This window comes from Halobacillus sp. H74 (assembly GCF_052246715.1).
Taxonomy (GTDB): domain Bacteria; phylum Bacillota; class Bacilli; order Bacillales; family Halobacillaceae; genus Halobacillus; species Halobacillus litoralis_A.
The window spans coordinates 470,421-485,087 of record NZ_JBQQCI010000002.1; the positions used below are offsets into that span (position 1 = coordinate 470,421).

A 14,667-nucleotide genomic window follows, 5' to 3' on the forward strand; every position below is an offset into this window, starting at 1 on the left:
GCTGTTTATAATGAATGATACTGCCAAAAAATATTGGGAAGATTATTGGCAAGGAAAAGAAAAGCCGTCCACCGTTACAGCATGGGCCTTCGGTGTAGAAGCTGACCATTTAGCAAGACTCGTCATGGATGGGGTTAAAACAGCGACTTGTTCGTCAAGAGAGGCTTACAGAATTGAAAGCGAACCTCTCCCCAAGAAAGAAGATCACAGCATTATCTTAAATTCTTCCGACGAACCTGTAGCAATCATCAAAACAACAAATGTCGACATCGTCCCTTTCAATGAAGTATCAGAAGAATTCGCCCGGGCTGAAGGGGAAGGCAATCGTTCTTATCAGTATTGGTGGGACGCACATGTGAAATTCTTTAATGAAGAAGCCGAAGAACTGGGTTATGAGTTTTCAGAAGACATGGATGTCGTATGTGAAAGATTTCAATTAATCCACGTGAACCCTGATTGAAGGACGGTTACAGCTTCCGTCCTTTTTTCAATTTTTGCAGGCAGTGCAGTGCCTGGGTTAACTGCCATACGAATCGATACCCCGATTAAACCAATAATGAAAACAACTATGATTATGATGATTATGGTGCGTAATTTATTTTTACTCATCTACTCTCTCCTTTTCCTTAGGTGTCTTACCCGTTTCACTCTTCACCATAACTTAGGACAATTAATTATTTTGTTGGATAATCTTATTAGATAGGAAGGTCCACGACTTACTCCCTTAAAGCTACTATGAAAGCAGTTGTGGGAAGTCTGTGACTATCGGGGAATATAAAATACAATGGAACTATTGAAGGCATACTCGGGAACTCTGAGTGTAACGGTTGCATGTAAACCAATCTCTGCCAAAGTGATTTTTTCAAGCTATGGTTCCCGTTGTAAAAGAGGTTATATAAACCATCAGGGAAATATAAATTTTAAAAATGAAACTTGAGTGATATTCAATCGTATAAATAAAGTGTTCAGAAATATATTTTATGGTAAAGTTGATTTCTGAGCACCATTAGAAGAAAGGGGTATACATATGAATAAACGAATTGGAGCAAGTATTATAGCAGCATGTATTTTAATCGTGGCGATCGCCTTCCAATTGATTGGCTTTTTCACCACCTCCGGCGAGGAGTCGGACAATGACGCCATGGCTCTCTTTTCTAACAGTGAAAAGCTGGAAGAGAAAGTCGTAGAGCGTGGATCCGGAGGGAACCGGATTGCCCAATTGAATTTGGAAGGGACAATCATCGACAATCCTGGTACCAACCCCAACCCATTCGGGGGCGGAGGTTATCAGCACGATCGATTCATGAAAAAACTGGAAGCCATTAAAAAGGATGATTCGATCAAAGGTTTACACCTCTATGTGAATTCACCTGGTGGCGGAGTGTATGAAAGTGCAGAAATTCACGACAAGCTTTTGGAAATCAAAGAAGCAGGTAAAACCATTTATGTTTCTATGGGGAATATGGCTGCTTCTGGAGGATACTATGTTTCTGCCCCTGCAGACCGTATTTTTGCTGCCAATGACACATTCACCGGTTCTTTAGGTGTCATTATGGAAAGCATCAATTATCAAGAGCTGGCTAACGAATATGGGGTGAAATTCAACACAATTAAAAGTGGTGAGTTCAAGGATATCATGAGTCCTACGAAAGAAATGACCGAAGAGGACCGCGAAATTCTCCAGACACTTGTAGATGAGTCCTATCAGCAGTTCGTAAATGTGATAGTCGAAGGCCGTGACATGTCTGAAGAGCGCGTAAAAGAGCTTGCGGATGGACGGATTTATTCAGGAAAACAAGCTGTAGAGAATGGACTTGTCGATGACATCGGCTTCCGTGAAGATACATTGGCTGCATTAAAAGAAGAAGTCGGTGGGGATCCGCAAGTTTTTGAATATAAAAACAACATTTCATCTTTCTTCAATTTGCCGATGGCTAAAAGCTTCTTGCCGAACAGTGAAATCCGTTACCTTGAGCAATTGATCAGTGAACGCCAAGGACCGACGCTCATGTATATGTACACAGAATAAGGAGGGATCTTGATGGAAACAACAGAGCAGCATCACACAGGCGGTTTACTTTCGTCCATCGTCACTAAACAAAAAGATGACCTCCAGAAACTGATCTATGCAGGTTTCGGTTCCCGCTTTTTAGCGTACATCATCGATTTGATTGTCATATGGAGTGTTAATACAATTGTGACGAGACCATTACTAAGGCTCTTGGGATTAGAGGGTGCGCAACTATGGATTCCGATGTTTAGTGCAGCGAACATTATGACAACCGTTATCTTTTTCCTATACTTCATTCTGATGACTAAGTTTTTCAGAGCCACGTTAGGAAAGATGATCTTAGGTCTATCTGTAGAATCCTTAAAAGGTGAACAGCTGACAAACAGCCAGCTCATCTTCCGTGAATGTATCGGACGATATATCAGCATGGCGCTGGCTGGACTTCCATACCTTGTCGTCGCTTTCACGAAGCGTCACCAGGGCATTCACGACCTTTTTGCTGATACATCAGTAATAAAAAACAAATTCAAGCATTTGAATGAAACAATGGAACAAAATCCAGAGACCATCTAATAACGAAAGCCTGCTTCTTTAATTGGAAGCAGGCTTTTTTATTCAACTTTTACGATCTTGAATTTATTAAGAACTGGTCAGCGGGAGGGATCTTGTTTGCCTGTTCCGTTCTTTTCTCCCTTTTCACGTCTTAAGGCGTTCAAGTCTTTTTTGCTTTTGTTTTTCTTCTTTTCACCCAATGTGATGACCTCCCTTCTTTCATAGTTTGGCTTATGAAAATCAAATCATGTGACAAATGTAAAAAGAACAGAAGCACTACTGAAGTTCAACTGAGAGCTTTGCTTATGTAAGAGAAGATATCCCCGCGCAGTAATAAAAGAGCCGTCTTATTTTGGAAAATTCAGCGGATAAGTTGTAACAGAAACCTTGAATATGGTTGATTCAGCAAGTTAATCGTTATCATTCAGTTACTGTTTACCAATCACAGAAGCGATACGATCGTTGACCACCGCTTCCCATACCCCTTCTGAAATTTCTTCATCAGTCAACCAACGGAAACCATCCTCATTCTCGACCTTGCCGAGAACTACACTCCGATATTGGATTTGTTGAGGCAGATTCAAGGAGCGTCGCTGGCTTTCCGGCGTCCCACGGCTGCCGAGGACTTGAAAAATATGAACAGAATTTTCAGCTTTAGCGACCTCATCAATTACGATCAGTAAAGCTTCCGGAGCAGAACTGTGAATCCAGGCGACCACTATGTCAATCGGTCCATTGTGTTTAACCGTTGTTCGTATTTTTTCACGTAGTTCTTCAGAGTTTTCATAATTAACATAGAGCTTAGTCAACATATCAGCATTAGCCAGCCCCGCTTCCAACCGTTCCATTTTCTCATAGGTTCTAGCGATTACAGATACGTGATCTCCCGCATCTGCCATTCGTGTTGTACATCGTCTCAGCATTCCGGTTCCTCCGATGATCAATGCATGCTTCATTTCTTCCCTCCTCACTTACGTATTGGCTAGCAGCACGACTCCGAACACAAAAACAAACAACAGGAGAAAAGTGACAATAAGCTTTATGAAACCTCTCTTATTCAAAGTGTTATTGTGGGTCTCTTTACGTATGACAAAATAGATCACACCGGAGCCGACGACAAATACAATCGGGAAAAACCACTCCATCCTACCCCTCCATTAATACTTTTTGGATAATACAACCCATGACAAGAATACAGTAGACATATTCAAGGCAATCAATAGCTGCACAACTTCTTCAGCGCTCAAAATCATGATGTTGAATTCCATCAACAACAGTAATAAACTCAGATACCCCATCATGGCAAAGAAAGAATAGAATAAGCCCTTGTAGCGGATCATTTTCATCCGCTCATCTTTTTGTCTGAATTGAGGGTGTAGATAACTCATGGAAAAAGCCAGAATCGCCATGGAAATCATCATATACGTGATCATTGGCGGAGCAGACTTCGCCATCAGGCTCACAAAGATCAAAAAAGCAGCTTGTAATGAAAAAAGACCTCCTGCAATTCCGTAAGTTCTTGGATAATAATCCTTCATTCTTATTCTCCTTCCTCTTCATAAATAAAAATCTCTTCAATTGGTACAAAAAAGGTACGGGCTATTTTAAAAGCCAGTGGCAATGAAGGCGAGTATCTCCCTTTTTCAATAGAAATGACTGTTTGTCTCGACACTTTCAGGATATCTGCCAAGCGGTCTTGAGACATCCCTGCTTCTTTTCGATATTCGAGGAGATTATTTTTCATATACTCCCTCCGTTTCCAAATACAGCATCGTCTGTGTAATTTTTTTCACGCCTGTGCATACTAAAAAAAGAAATTGGATTAAGGGGGGAGCATCATGGTCCGTTCTCCAAAGTTGAATACTGTTGATTTTTTGCAACAGATGCAGAAAATGCCGCACGTAACGATTAAAGAAATGGAGCTGTCCACCCACCTCATACATATTCTCTATATACCAGGGATTACAGATACAAAGAGAATCCAGGGGTCCATCCTTCAACCATTGATGGAATACGATACAAAAGGAAAAGGTTCAGTGACGCATGCATTCTCAGCTGAACCTTTGATTTGTTTAGAGGAAATCGATGATGCTCATCACCATCTTTTAGACGGATTTACATTGCTCATTGAAGGAAAAACCCTCTACGCTATAGATTCAGCGAAATTTTCATATCGTTCTGTACAGGAACCTGTTTCAGAAATGACTTTAAGGGGCGCCAGGGATGGATTCATTGAATCTCTCGATGAGAACATCGCCCTTCTCCGTGTCCATTTACGTACAAATGATTTGGCTTTTGAAAACTTCACACTTGGTAAGAAATCATTTACAAATGTTTCTCTTGCTTACATGAAGGGAGAAGCTAATGAAGAATTGCTCAGCGATGTGCGGACAAGGTTACATCAAGTCAATGCTACATATATTCCTGATGGTGGTGTAGTAGAGCAATTACTTGAAAAGAACAGCTATTCGTTGTTCCCTGAGATTCAGGAAACTGAACGGCCAACGAAAGTCTCAAGTGCGCTAGTAGAAGGCAAAATCGCGATTTTCGTGGAAGGAAGCCCTACCGTATTACTTGCCCCCACAACACTGAATGCTTTATTTCAAAAAGCCGATGATTACAATTTCAAATGGATACCTGCTACACTGATTCGTTTGATGAGATATTTTGCTGCAGTGATTTCAGTTATGCTGCCATCGATTTATATTTCGCTGATTTCATTCCATCAAGGACTGATTCCTACCGATTTGGCAATTTCTATCTCCAAAACGAGAGAAGGCGTTCCGATTCCCTCGTTCATGGAAGCTTTGATCATGCAAATCACGATTGAAGTCCTGCGTGAAGCAGGTATCCGTTTACCTAAACCCATCGGTCCTGCTGTCAGCATCGTCGGCGCCATTGTGCTTGGAGAAGCTGCTGTCACCGCTGGGATTATCAGCCCGCTTATGGTAATCGTCGTATCCTTCGCTGCTATATGTTCATTCACTATTCCTGATTATGGATTGAGTTTAGCCTTGAGATCTATCAGCTTCGCGATGTTGTTCGCAGCTGCACTATTAGGCATTTACGGGCTCATTCTTGCCGTATTCGCGCTCTCAATCCATTTAGTCCGACTTAAAAGCTTTTCTGTTCCTTACCTGGAACCATTCGCTCCATACTACGTGAATCGATGGAAAGACTCCATCATTCGAATGAAACTGAAAAAGGGGAGTGGGAACAATGAGTGATGCAAAACAATTGACTGCATTGCAGCTTGTCGTCATCCTCATTTCGACTATGATTGGTGTCGGCATTGTCTTGATGCCACGGGAGCTTGCTAACGAAGTGGACTCCCCTGATTTATGGATCAGCATCATTTTTGGCGCCATTGCCATATCCGTTATTTCTATAATTTATGTTTTGTTAGCCAGCCGCTACCCTGGAAAAACTTTTTTTGAATTGTCACCGCTCATCATGGGGAAATCCCTAGGTTTTTTCTTTAACCTTTATTATATCCTCTACAGTCTAATTGTGGCAGCGTTCATTATGCGTATCACCGCAGGGATTATCAAAAATTATTTACTGTATACAACGCCTCTTTATGTGATCATCGGCACTTTTATCCTGGTCAGCTTCTACTTACTATCTAACGGAGCAGGGGACGTTGTTCGTTTTTTTCAACTATATTTCCCGGTAATGCTCTTCATGTTCTTTGTGCTCTGTTTACTGAGTATTAAGGATGTTGATATACAGAATATCAGACCGGTATTGAAAAACGATTTTCTTTCTACTTTAGGAGGGGTGAAAATCACCTTCTTTTCATTTTTGGGGGTGGAATTCCTTCTTATTTTCGCTTCTCTAATAAAAAAGAAACAAGTGAAAAGTCTTCTCTTCACTGTATGGACAAGCATTGGGATTACCGCTCTTATTTATGTAATCTTCCACATCATTTCCATCGGTGTCCTAGGGGTGGCAGAACTGAAAGAAATCACCTTCCCCACCATTGAAATGGCCAAAAGTATTGAATTCCAAGGCTTCTTCTTTGAGCGATTTGAACTCATTTTTCTATTCGGCTGGCTGACGACAGCATTCACGTCTTTTACTGCTTATGCGTTTTCTATGACACTGGGTTTAAAAAGACTGATCAAACCTTCCAACTGGATGCTGCTCATCAGCGCGGCGGGAATATTCACAGCAACGCTTTTACCGAAAGGTCTTACTGAAGTTTTTCATTACTCTGCCTACATCCAGATCATTTCCTTAATCGCAATCGTTGCACTCCCAGCCATTCTATTGATTGTCTCGTTTTTCAGGGGGGATTCCTATGCATCATAAGATTTTACTTAGCGGGTTGGTTCTCGTTCTCTTGGCTGGATGCTGGGATAGTAAGGAAATTGAGAACGTCGGTATTGTTACTGGCCTGTCTTTGGACGTCTCTGAAGAAAGTTCCTTATCGATGGTCAACCAATATGTTGTTCCAGGAAAAATCCCTACCCAGCAGGAAAGCTCCAATCAGGAAGCACCCTATCAAAACATACAAATCAATGGAGAGTCTTTCTTTGAAATCATCCGGGAGAATTCTCTCGAGAGTAATCGTCCTCCTAATTACACACACTTGAAATCAATCCTTACTTCCACGCGTCTTTTTGAAAAAGAACGGGTCGATCAAGTCATCGATTTATTCATCCGGGATCATGAATTCAGACGGACCGTCCCTGTGTTCATTACGGGCGACTCAGTAGAGGACATCTTCAGTACAGAACCTACGAAGGAATTATTTCCTTCCATCCAAATCAAAGAGCTTAGTGAGAATTATCTTAAGAATAACAAAATCCCCAGAAACTTAAGCATCGGAGATATGTCCCAGAAAATTTCAGAGGAAACTAACTTTGTCATCCCAGGCATCTCTCTCGAAGATGGTTTTATTAAATCATCCGGTGCGGGGGTCATCTCTGCAGAAGAATCAAAATATGCAGGCTGGATTCCCAGCGAAAACATCGAAGGCCTTCGTTTCATTTACAATGATGTTCAGGGAGGGTACATCGACATAGTTGAGGATAAAATCGATCAGGGCCCGGTAGTTTTAGAAATCAAAGGCTCGAAAACGGAATATACCACCACCCTCTCCGGCAACACTTTAACGATGAAAATCACGATCCATATTTCCTCAGTACTTGGAGAGGACTGGGGAATGGAAAGAAATGTCTTTAAAAAAGGTTGGAAAGGTAAAGTAGAAGCAGCAGGGAACCAAGTGATCAAGGATAAAGTAGAACAAGTCATCCAAATGGCGCAAAAAGATTTCAAAATTGACTTTCTCGACCTTTCGAAGAGGGTTAAAATTCAACAACCAAAATATTGGAAGGAACATGGAAAGGATTGGAACAATACATTCAAAGATATTGATGTTTCTGTAGAAGTGAAAACAAAAATCACTGATTTCGGCACACAAAATTTCAATTCAAATTAAAAACGAAGGCTGGCTGCAGTCTTCGTTATAACTTCTTAATCCAAGTGAAGTCTGATCATCAAATCACCTTCTCACGAAAAAGAATCGGATCTTACCTTTCTCAATGTAGAGAGTTCAAATCTCAACCCATGAATGAAAGATCTGGTTTCAGTAGTAAATTTTTGCATCATTATGAGGAAGGCCGTACACTTTTTATAAGAAGAAAGAAAGGATGATGGTGATGGGACAAGAAATCAAAGGTAAAATTGCTTACGTGACTGGGGCCGGCCGTGGTATCGGAAAAGCGACAGCCTTACAGTTAGCAAAAGAAGGTGTTCATTTAGGTTTGATTGCTCGAACGGAAAGCAAACTCCAGGAAGTAGCTGAGGAAGCGAAGCAATATGGCGTAAAAACAAGTATCGCTGCCGTAGACATTTCCGATTTAGAAAACGTTGAAGAAGCGATCCAACACTTAAAAGAAGATCTTGGCAGTGCTGACATTTTGATCAACAATGCTGGGATCGGTTTGAAGGGGTCCTTTTTAGAAACCGACCCTGAAGAATGGAAACATACCTTTGAAGTCAATGTGTATGGGACTTATCATGTAACCCGTGCTGTTTTGCCACAAATGATTGAAAAAGATCAAGGTGACATTATCAATATATCCTCAAGCAATGGGCTGAAAGGCACAGCAGGCTCAACATCCTACAGTGCTTCCAAATTTGCCATCCAGGGAATGACGGAAGCTCTCATGCAGGAAGTACGCAGGAACAATATCCGCGTCTTTACGTTGAATCCAAGCCTTGTAGCTACAGAACTGGCCTTCGGCGACAATTTAGAGGAACAAGATAAAGAAAAATTCATGCAGCCTGAAGACATGGCAGAGTATATGGTATCCCAACTGAAACTTCACCCAAGAATCTTTATTAAACAATCCCTTCAGTGGGCGACAAATCCATTTTAAAAATCAAAAGCGCAAGCGCATTGGGAAGCCTCGACTAGCTTAAGAACATTCGTAACGTGAAGCGCTTTTCCTTCACGATACGGATGGACTTAAGACCTCGAGAGGCTAGGCGCTGGAGCTGGATGAATCAAAAGCGCAAGCGCATTGGGGAGCCTCGACAAGCTTAAGCACATTCGTAACGTGAAACGGTTTTCCTTCACGATACTCTGCCATATCAGTACGAAAAAACGGGACCTTATCACAGGTCCCGTTTTTTACTATTCTTCTTTTTTCTTCATCCATTGCGGCTTTCCAAAGCCTTCAAATTCTTCATCGATGATTTTTTCGAACTCTTCGGATTCGACGACTTCCTTGATATCTTTGACGAATTGTTTATCAAGATCTTCTGTCTTAACAGCAACACGGTTACGGTAATCATCCGGCATATCTTCCAATGCCAAAGCATTGAGTAAATCCATACCTGCAGCCAACGCATAATTACCAGGAACCATAGATAAGTCTTCACTATCGACCAGACGTGGGAGTTGTCCAGCTTCTACTTCGACGAATTCAATATCTTTCTTGTTTTCTTTGATATCTTTCAGAGAAGCACGTAATGGATCGACATCATCTTTAATTGTCACCAAGCCTTCTTCCTCAAGCACGATAAGTGCACGGGCAAGGTTGGTCGGATCGTTTGGCACGCCCATTGTACTCCCTTTCTCAATGCTCTCGATATCCTCGAATGTATTAGAATAAATCCCCATCGGGGCAGTTGGTACAATGATCACTTCAGATAAATCCAAACCATGTTCTTTAGCGAAAGACTCAAGAAAAATCTTGTGTTGGAAAAGGTTCGCATCCAGATCTCCATTCGCTAATGCTTTATTCGGCTGAACATAATCCGTGAATTCCTTATTGGTCACTTCATAGCCTTTTTCTTCTAACAATGGTTTGATGGCCTTGTTGACCATATCACTGTAGGGGCCGGAAGTAGCACCGAAGCGGATGGTATCTTTATCAGAGGCGTCTGCGCTCCCGGATTCATCCCCTCCACAAGCTGATAAAACAGTCACTGTTAATAGTGTGATAAGTACGGCGAATATTTTTTTCATCTATAATTCCTCCTAAAATTGGTTAGCTTTTCTTCACAGATTTTGCAACAAAATCACCTACATATTGGACAACCTGGACCATGACAATGAGCAGCACGACCGTAGTGAACATGACGAAATTATCGTAACGATAATACCCGTATCGGATCGCCAGGTCACCGATTCCACCGCCACCGATCGCTCCTGCCATGGCCGAGTATCCAATCAGACTGATGGCTGTAATCGTCAATCCACTAATCAATCCTGATTTGATTTCAGGAAAAATTATGTCCTTGATAATCAGCCATGGAGACGCTCCGCATGCAATCGCTGCCTCTATGACGCCGCGATCGATATCACGGGCAGATGATTCTACGATTCTGGCGTAAAACGGAATCGCTGCGACAGATAGGGCGACAGATGCGGCAATCGGCCCGGTTGTCGTACCTAATAAATAGTTAGTAAAAGGAAAAAGAAAGACGAGTAATATAATGAACGGTACAGATCTAACCAAGTTGACGACCACACCTGCAATGCCTTTCACCCATTTGTTTTCCAAAAATAAATTCCGGTCTGTGACAAACAGCAGGAGCCCTAAAGGTAAGCCGACGACCAAAGCGACTATCAGCCCGATCCCCACCATGATCAATGTCTCCAAAAATGACTTATTCAGCTCGGGCAATATCGTGATGAACTGTTCCCACATCTCTTAACACCTCCACTTCCCCTAGTTTTTCCCGTAAACTTTCGATCGCCTGCTGAACTTCACTTTCTTCTCCTGTCAATTCCATAACAAAAGTTCCTAATGCATGACCCTGTATGTAATCGACTTTCCCATGAAGGATGTTGCCTTGAACTTGATGATTCTGCAGCAAATCTGATACGACAGCCTCCCTGGCGAGATTTCCTGTGAATTTCATATGGACGATCGTCCCCTTGTTGTTCTCCATCAACTCTTCCGGGATGTTGAAATCGATCACCGTCTGGATGAACTGCTTCGTCAAAGGGTTTTCAGGTGCTGCAAAAATATCGTACGTATACCCCTGTTCAACAATACGTCCTTCTTCCATGACGGCACAACGGTCACAAATTTCCTTGACGACTTCCATTTCGTGGGTGATGAGGACAATCGTCAACCCCAATTCGCGGTTAATCTTCTTCAATAGTTTAAGAATCGACTGAGTCGTGTTCGGATCCAAAGCGGAAGTCGCTTCATCACAAAGAAGAACTTTCGGATTGTTGGCCAGAGCCCGCGCGATACTGACCCGTTGCTTTTGGCCCCCACTCAACTGGGCAGGGTACTGATCGGCTTTGTCAGATAACCCGACGAGTTCCAGTAACTGCAGTGTCCGCTCTTTTCTTTCGCTCCGCCCCACGCCTGATGCTTTCAGCGCAAACGCCACATTTTCGAGGACAGTTTTTGCCATCGTCAAATGAAAGCCTTGAAAAATCATGCCGATCGACTGCCTGGCTCTCCGCAAATCTTTTGAGGATAAAGATAGGAGATCGATTCCATCTATGTTGACCTTCCCACTTGTCGGCCTTTCCAATATGTTCATACAGCGCAGCAATGTACTTTTCCCTGCTCCGCTATAACCGACTACTCCATAAATCTCCCCTTTTTCTACCTGCAGTGATACGTCATCCACCCCGGTGATTTGACGGTTTTTGGATTGATAGACTTTACTCAGATGTTCAATCGAAATCATTTGCTTCCCCCCATTTTTAGAAAATAAAAAACTCCCTTCCACATTCGGAAGAGAGTTTCGCATGATAATTTCAGCCAAACTCTTATCTCCCAGAATGAATCATTCTGTAGGAATTAGCACCACTCCGGATGGAAGGTTGCTGTGACGTCAACGGGCCTCTCCCTCTGTCACTCTTGATAAGAAGTGTTTCGATTCAGTTTTGTTGTTGAACTGTATAATTTAACACTTTAACGTAAATATTTGTGGTTGTAAACAATTTTCCCAATATTAATAATTGGCAACTTATTTACTCTCTGCTCAAATACATGGGAATGATGGGTAGATTCAAAGCCAGACCTGTAGTAACAAATCGATGCGGCCGAATCAGAGCCTGAACACTTACTACATGAATGGTCCAGAGAATTATTTACAATATTGACAAAATTACCGCTTGAACTGATAATGATGGGCATATCTAACAAAGGCGTGGTGAAATAATGGAATCATTGAATGTGCAAGGTGCTCCAGCATTCTACCGTTGTGAGCAAGGAGTTTTAGCACAATTGCCCGACTTACTCAAAGGAAAACATGCGAACAAAGCAGGTCTCATCCACGGAGAACAGTCATGGAGTGCAGCAGAACCTCACATTCCTGACCTCCCTCTATCCATCTCTTATCAAAAGTATAACGGTGAATGCTCTCATAAAGAGGTTGAACGTTTGTGTGAAAACCTTTCAGGGGCTGAGCTCATTATCGGTGTCGGTGGTGGAAAGATTCTCGACTTGACCAAAGCCTGTGGCGACCGGTTGGATAAGCCGCTAGTTCTGATTCCTACACTTCCATCCAATTGTGCAGCCTGGACCCCTTTAAGCGTTTTTTATGATGAGACAGGCAATTTCGAAGAATACATTGTATTTCCGAGAAGCACTTTGATGGTTCTCGTTGATCCGGATTTATTACTTGACTCACCCGTAGAATATTTACGGGCAGGTATTGGGGATACGATCGCAAAATGGTATGAAGCGGATGTACTGACAAGGCACATAAAGACAAAGCCGATACCGTTAGACGTTTCACTTCATGCAGCTAAACTATGCCGGGATGTTTTGATTGAAGACGGGGCCGATTCTATCCGTGCCCATCAGCTGCAAGAAGTAGACCCTTCGTTTATCAGAGTGGTCGAAACGATCATCCTGGCAGGTGGAATGGTCGGCGGTTTCGGTGATGTGTACGGTCGGATTTCCGGAGCCCATTCGGTTCATAACGGTTTAACAAAAGTCAAAGAGACACACGGACATTTACACGGAGATAAAGTAGCATATGGCATCTTGGTCCAACTTGCTCTTGAAGAACGCTTTGAAGAAATAGAGCGGTTATATCCCTTCTATCAGAAAATGCATTTGCCGATGTCACTATATGATTTAGGGTTAAGCGAAATCACGAACGAAGCGGTCCAAACGATTGCTCGTTACACAACCAGACAGGGGGAGTCGATTCATTTGATGGGTGTCTCTGAAGCTGATGTCGTCGTAGCGGCCATTCAGAACGTTGAAGAACTTTACCACAAGCAATAGAAAGAACCTCCGGGAGTGAAAGCCCCGGAGGTTCTTAAAGTTTAGATCCTAAATAGATTCCGCTTGCGGCAGCTTGGGAAAGAGAATGCGTCTCCCCGGAGCAATCGCCTGCCAAATACAGCCCTGACACGGAGGTTTGAAAGGATTCATCTGTGTAAATCTTAGCTTCATAGAATTTACTATCGATGCCGTAAAGAAGAGTATCAGGATCGACTTTTTCTCCTAATAGGCCTTCCAAAGCTTCAAAAAACTCGAGCAAAAATCTAATATACAGCGCTGGAACCTCCTCGTGCAAGTTTCCACCTTCTGCTTCGATGGTCGGGGCAATTTTGTTATCCATGAGCACTTCAGTAGGGCGATTCTTCAACAAATCCGCGAATCGTTGGACGACAATCCGGTTGCTTCCATCGTTGATCCCACCGACAACCCTTTCAGCATATGTAAACGCCATTTCGTAGCTTTCAAAATATTTCGGAATAAACAATGTGAAATTCAAATTGCCGCTTGATGAATTTTCCTCATGTTGATTTTGGCCATCGGGCATTACCAGTCCATGCTGATGCTTGAGAACGATACGTCCATGGGGGTTCATACAATAGGTCGTAGCAGTATAATCACCGTCAGTGTACTGCAATTTGGTTTCAAAAGTGTTTTTCAATATGTCATCCCATTGATTTTTCCGCATTTCTACACGTATCCCGAGATCCAGTCTGGTTTCAGCGGGCTTCAATTCCAGCTTTCTCGTTTGCTCCAACATCCACTGGCTTCCGCTCATGCCTGTAGCCAGTACGACTTTATCACTCACATAGTCCTCGTCTTTTGTCTCAACCAAGAAATCATTTTCTTTCCTGGTTATGCTGGCAACGTCTGCTTCGAAGCTGAACGTGACGCGTTCTTTCAAGGATTCATACATCTTCTGAAAAACTTCCCCGGCGAGCTGTGTACCGAGATGACGGACATCTGTGGATAGCAGTTTCAGTGAATGACTTTCGGCTTTTTTGCTGAGCTGCTCATTTTTCGTACTATATTTTTCTGCTCGGTCTGCTCCGAAAGAACACAGGATACGGTCAACTTCATTCATTAAATCCATTGTCTCCTGTTCACCGATTTTTTCAGGTAACTGCCCCCCGAAGTCAGTCGTGTAGTTGAATTTCCCTTCTGATTTTCCCAGTCCGGCAAAACCGATATATTTACTGCATCCTCCTTCACATGTGCATCCCTCTCCATGGTCGAGACCACAGACCCGTTCTGCTAATGGCTTTCCTTTATCAATCACATGGATCTCCCAATCAGGATGTTTCTCCATTAAGGTGTAAGCAAGAAAAACACTGCTTACACCTGCTCCGATGATTGTTACGTCATTCATTGAAAAAACCCCTT

At 42.6% G+C, this 14,667-nt stretch carries 17 protein-coding genes and 1 riboswitch; of the genes, 8 read left to right on the forward strand and 9 right to left on the reverse strand.

Annotated elements, in window-relative coordinates; translation table 11 throughout:
* Window positions 1-10: 10 nt before the first annotated feature.
* On the forward strand, window positions 11-460 hold the full coding sequence (locus tag ACTWPX_RS05670) for an ASCH domain-containing protein (RefSeq protein WP_443118847.1): 450 nt from the start codon (window positions 11-13) through the stop codon (window positions 458-460).
* On the opposite strand, the gene ACTWPX_RS05675 is transcribed toward ACTWPX_RS05670, so the two are convergent.
* On the reverse strand, window positions 433-609 hold the full coding sequence (locus ACTWPX_RS05675; RefSeq protein ID WP_443118848.1) for a hypothetical protein: 177 nt from the start codon (window positions 607-609) through the stop codon (window positions 433-435). The genes ACTWPX_RS05670 and ACTWPX_RS05675 overlap by 28 nt on opposite strands.
* Before the next feature lie 418 nt (window positions 610-1,027).
* Here ACTWPX_RS05675 and sppA point away from each other — a divergent pair, with 418 nt between their 5' ends.
* Both sppA and ACTWPX_RS05685 read left to right on the forward strand, forming a co-directional pair.
* Window positions 1,028-2,029 (forward strand): signal peptide peptidase SppA, encoded by a 1,002-nt coding sequence (sppA, locus tag ACTWPX_RS05680; RefSeq protein ID WP_443118849.1) that lies wholly within the window; start codon window positions 1,028-1,030, stop codon window positions 2,027-2,029.
* Window positions 2,030-2,041: 12 nt separating this feature from the next.
* Complete coding sequence (locus tag ACTWPX_RS05685; RefSeq protein WP_443118850.1) at window positions 2,042-2,584, forward strand: RDD family protein; 543 nt, start codon at window positions 2,042-2,044, stop codon at window positions 2,582-2,584.
* Between the two features lie 407 nt (window positions 2,585-2,991).
* On the opposite strand, the gene ACTWPX_RS05690 is transcribed toward ACTWPX_RS05685, so the two are convergent.
* Genes ACTWPX_RS05690 through ACTWPX_RS05705 form a run of 4 tightly spaced genes read right to left on the reverse strand, consistent with a single transcriptional unit; the run spans window position 2,992 to window position 4,307 of the window.
* Window positions 2,992-3,519: a short-chain dehydrogenase gene (locus tag ACTWPX_RS05690; RefSeq protein WP_443118851.1), complete on the reverse strand. Its 528-nt coding sequence runs from the start codon at window positions 3,517-3,519 to the stop codon at window positions 2,992-2,994.
* 15 nt (window positions 3,520-3,534) lie between these two features.
* Window positions 3,535-3,708 (reverse strand): hypothetical protein, encoded by a 174-nt coding sequence (locus ACTWPX_RS05695; RefSeq protein ID WP_443118852.1) that lies wholly within the window; start codon window positions 3,706-3,708, stop codon window positions 3,535-3,537.
* Between the two features lie 12 nt (window positions 3,709-3,720).
* Window positions 3,721-4,101 (reverse strand): permease, encoded by a 381-nt coding sequence (locus ACTWPX_RS05700; protein ID WP_443118853.1) that lies wholly within the window; start codon window positions 4,099-4,101, stop codon window positions 3,721-3,723.
* Window positions 4,102-4,103: 2 nt separating this feature from the next.
* On the reverse strand, window positions 4,104-4,307 hold the full coding sequence (locus ACTWPX_RS05705) for a helix-turn-helix transcriptional regulator (protein WP_443118854.1): 204 nt from the start codon (window positions 4,305-4,307) through the stop codon (window positions 4,104-4,106).
* Between the two features lie 94 nt (window positions 4,308-4,401).
* Between ACTWPX_RS05705 and ACTWPX_RS05710 the strand changes: the two genes are divergently transcribed.
* From ACTWPX_RS05710 to ACTWPX_RS05725, 4 genes are all read left to right on the forward strand, one after another.
* Window positions 4,402-5,790, forward strand: coding sequence for a spore germination protein (locus tag ACTWPX_RS05710; RefSeq protein ID WP_443118855.1), 1,389 nt, complete (start codon window positions 4,402-4,404; stop codon window positions 5,788-5,790).
* Window positions 5,783-6,877 carry a GerAB/ArcD/ProY family transporter gene (locus tag ACTWPX_RS05715; protein WP_443118856.1) on the forward strand — a complete coding sequence of 365 codons (1,095 nt, stop codon included), beginning with the start codon at window positions 5,783-5,785 and terminating at the stop codon, window positions 6,875-6,877. The genes ACTWPX_RS05710 and ACTWPX_RS05715 overlap by 8 nt, the downstream gene beginning before the upstream one ends.
* Window positions 6,867-8,009 (forward strand): Ger(x)C family spore germination protein, encoded by a 1,143-nt coding sequence (locus ACTWPX_RS05720; RefSeq protein WP_443118857.1) that lies wholly within the window; start codon window positions 6,867-6,869, stop codon window positions 8,007-8,009. Before ACTWPX_RS05715 ends, ACTWPX_RS05720 begins: the two co-directional genes overlap by 11 nt.
* A 220-nt stretch (window positions 8,010-8,229) precedes the next feature.
* Window positions 8,230-8,952 (forward strand): 3-ketoacyl-ACP reductase, encoded by a 723-nt coding sequence (locus ACTWPX_RS05725; RefSeq protein WP_443118858.1) that lies wholly within the window; start codon window positions 8,230-8,232, stop codon window positions 8,950-8,952.
* Between the two features lie 257 nt (window positions 8,953-9,209).
* Here ACTWPX_RS05725 and ACTWPX_RS05730 read toward each other — a convergent pair whose 3' ends face one another.
* From ACTWPX_RS05730 to ACTWPX_RS05740, 3 genes are read right to left on the reverse strand one after another with little or no spacing between them, the layout of a single operon-like run.
* Window positions 9,210-10,046 carry a MetQ/NlpA family ABC transporter substrate-binding protein gene (locus ACTWPX_RS05730; RefSeq protein WP_443118859.1) on the reverse strand — a complete coding sequence of 279 codons (837 nt, stop codon included), beginning with the start codon at window positions 10,044-10,046 and terminating at the stop codon, window positions 9,210-9,212.
* 22 nt (window positions 10,047-10,068) lie between these two features.
* Window positions 10,069-10,731: a methionine ABC transporter permease gene (locus tag ACTWPX_RS05735; RefSeq protein ID WP_443118860.1), complete on the reverse strand. Its 663-nt coding sequence runs from the start codon at window positions 10,729-10,731 to the stop codon at window positions 10,069-10,071.
* Window positions 10,691-11,734 (reverse strand): methionine ABC transporter ATP-binding protein, encoded by a 1,044-nt coding sequence (locus ACTWPX_RS05740; RefSeq protein ID WP_443119000.1) that lies wholly within the window; start codon window positions 11,732-11,734, stop codon window positions 10,691-10,693. Before ACTWPX_RS05740 ends, ACTWPX_RS05735 begins: the two co-directional genes overlap by 41 nt.
* Before the next feature lie 79 nt (window positions 11,735-11,813).
* Window positions 11,814-11,917, reverse strand: a riboswitch (SAM riboswitch).
* Between the two features lie 293 nt (window positions 11,918-12,210).
* Between ACTWPX_RS05740 and ACTWPX_RS05745 the strand changes: the two genes are divergently transcribed.
* Window positions 12,211-13,287, forward strand: a complete 1,077-nt coding sequence (locus ACTWPX_RS05745; RefSeq protein WP_443118861.1) for an iron-containing alcohol dehydrogenase family protein — start codon at window positions 12,211-12,213, stop codon at window positions 13,285-13,287.
* A gap of 34 nt (window positions 13,288-13,321) precedes the next feature.
* Here ACTWPX_RS05745 and ACTWPX_RS05750 read toward each other — a convergent pair whose 3' ends face one another.
* Window positions 13,322-14,653 carry an NAD(FAD)-utilizing dehydrogenase gene (locus ACTWPX_RS05750; RefSeq protein WP_443118862.1) on the reverse strand — a complete coding sequence of 444 codons (1,332 nt, stop codon included), beginning with the start codon at window positions 14,651-14,653 and terminating at the stop codon, window positions 13,322-13,324.
* Window positions 14,654-14,667 lie beyond the last annotated feature (14 nt).

What these genes read in the sequence shown, in the direction of transcription:
- ACTWPX_RS05715 (WP_443118856.1), top strand. Translation starts at nt 5,783, where the DNA reads ATGAGTGATGCAAAACAATTGACTGCATTGCAGCTTGTCGTCATCCTC.
- ACTWPX_RS05710 (WP_443118855.1), top strand. Translation starts at nt 4,402, where the DNA reads ATGGTCCGTTCTCCAAAGTTGAATACTGTTGATTTTTTGCAACAGATG.
- ACTWPX_RS05675 (WP_443118848.1), bottom strand. Translation starts at nt 609, where the DNA reads ATGAGTAAAAATAAATTACGCACCATAATCATCATAATCATAGTTGTT.
- ACTWPX_RS05690 (WP_443118851.1), bottom strand. Translation starts at nt 3,519, where the DNA reads ATGAAGCATGCATTGATCATCGGAGGAACCGGAATGCTGAGACGATGT.
- ACTWPX_RS05695 (WP_443118852.1), bottom strand. Translation starts at nt 3,708, where the DNA reads ATGGAGTGGTTTTTCCCGATTGTATTTGTCGTCGGCTCCGGTGTGATC.
- ACTWPX_RS05700 (WP_443118853.1), bottom strand. Translation starts at nt 4,101, where the DNA reads ATGAAGGATTATTATCCAAGAACTTACGGAATTGCAGGAGGTCTTTTT.
- ACTWPX_RS05720 (WP_443118857.1), top strand. Translation starts at nt 6,867, where the DNA reads ATGCATCATAAGATTTTACTTAGCGGGTTGGTTCTCGTTCTCTTGGCT.
- ACTWPX_RS05745 (WP_443118861.1), top strand. Translation starts at nt 12,211, where the DNA reads ATGGAATCATTGAATGTGCAAGGTGCTCCAGCATTCTACCGTTGTGAG.
- ACTWPX_RS05705 (WP_443118854.1), bottom strand. Translation starts at nt 4,307, where the DNA reads ATGAAAAATAATCTCCTCGAATATCGAAAAGAAGCAGGGATGTCTCAA.
- ACTWPX_RS05750 (WP_443118862.1), bottom strand. Translation starts at nt 14,653, where the DNA reads ATGAATGACGTAACAATCATCGGAGCAGGTGTAAGCAGTGTTTTTCTT.
- ACTWPX_RS05725 (WP_443118858.1), top strand. Translation starts at nt 8,230, where the DNA reads ATGGGACAAGAAATCAAAGGTAAAATTGCTTACGTGACTGGGGCCGGC.
- ACTWPX_RS05730 (WP_443118859.1), bottom strand. Translation starts at nt 10,046, where the DNA reads ATGAAAAAAATATTCGCCGTACTTATCACACTATTAACAGTGACTGTT.
- ACTWPX_RS05670 (WP_443118847.1), top strand. Translation starts at nt 11, where the DNA reads ATGAATGATACTGCCAAAAAATATTGGGAAGATTATTGGCAAGGAAAA.
- ACTWPX_RS05735 (WP_443118860.1), bottom strand. Translation starts at nt 10,731, where the DNA reads ATGTGGGAACAGTTCATCACGATATTGCCCGAGCTGAATAAGTCATTT.
- sppA (WP_443118849.1), top strand. Translation starts at nt 1,028, where the DNA reads ATGAATAAACGAATTGGAGCAAGTATTATAGCAGCATGTATTTTAATC.
- ACTWPX_RS05685 (WP_443118850.1), top strand. Translation starts at nt 2,042, where the DNA reads ATGGAAACAACAGAGCAGCATCACACAGGCGGTTTACTTTCGTCCATC.
- ACTWPX_RS05740 (WP_443119000.1), bottom strand. Translation starts at nt 11,734, where the DNA reads ATGATTTCGATTGAACATCTGAGTAAAGTCTATCAATCCAAAAACCGT.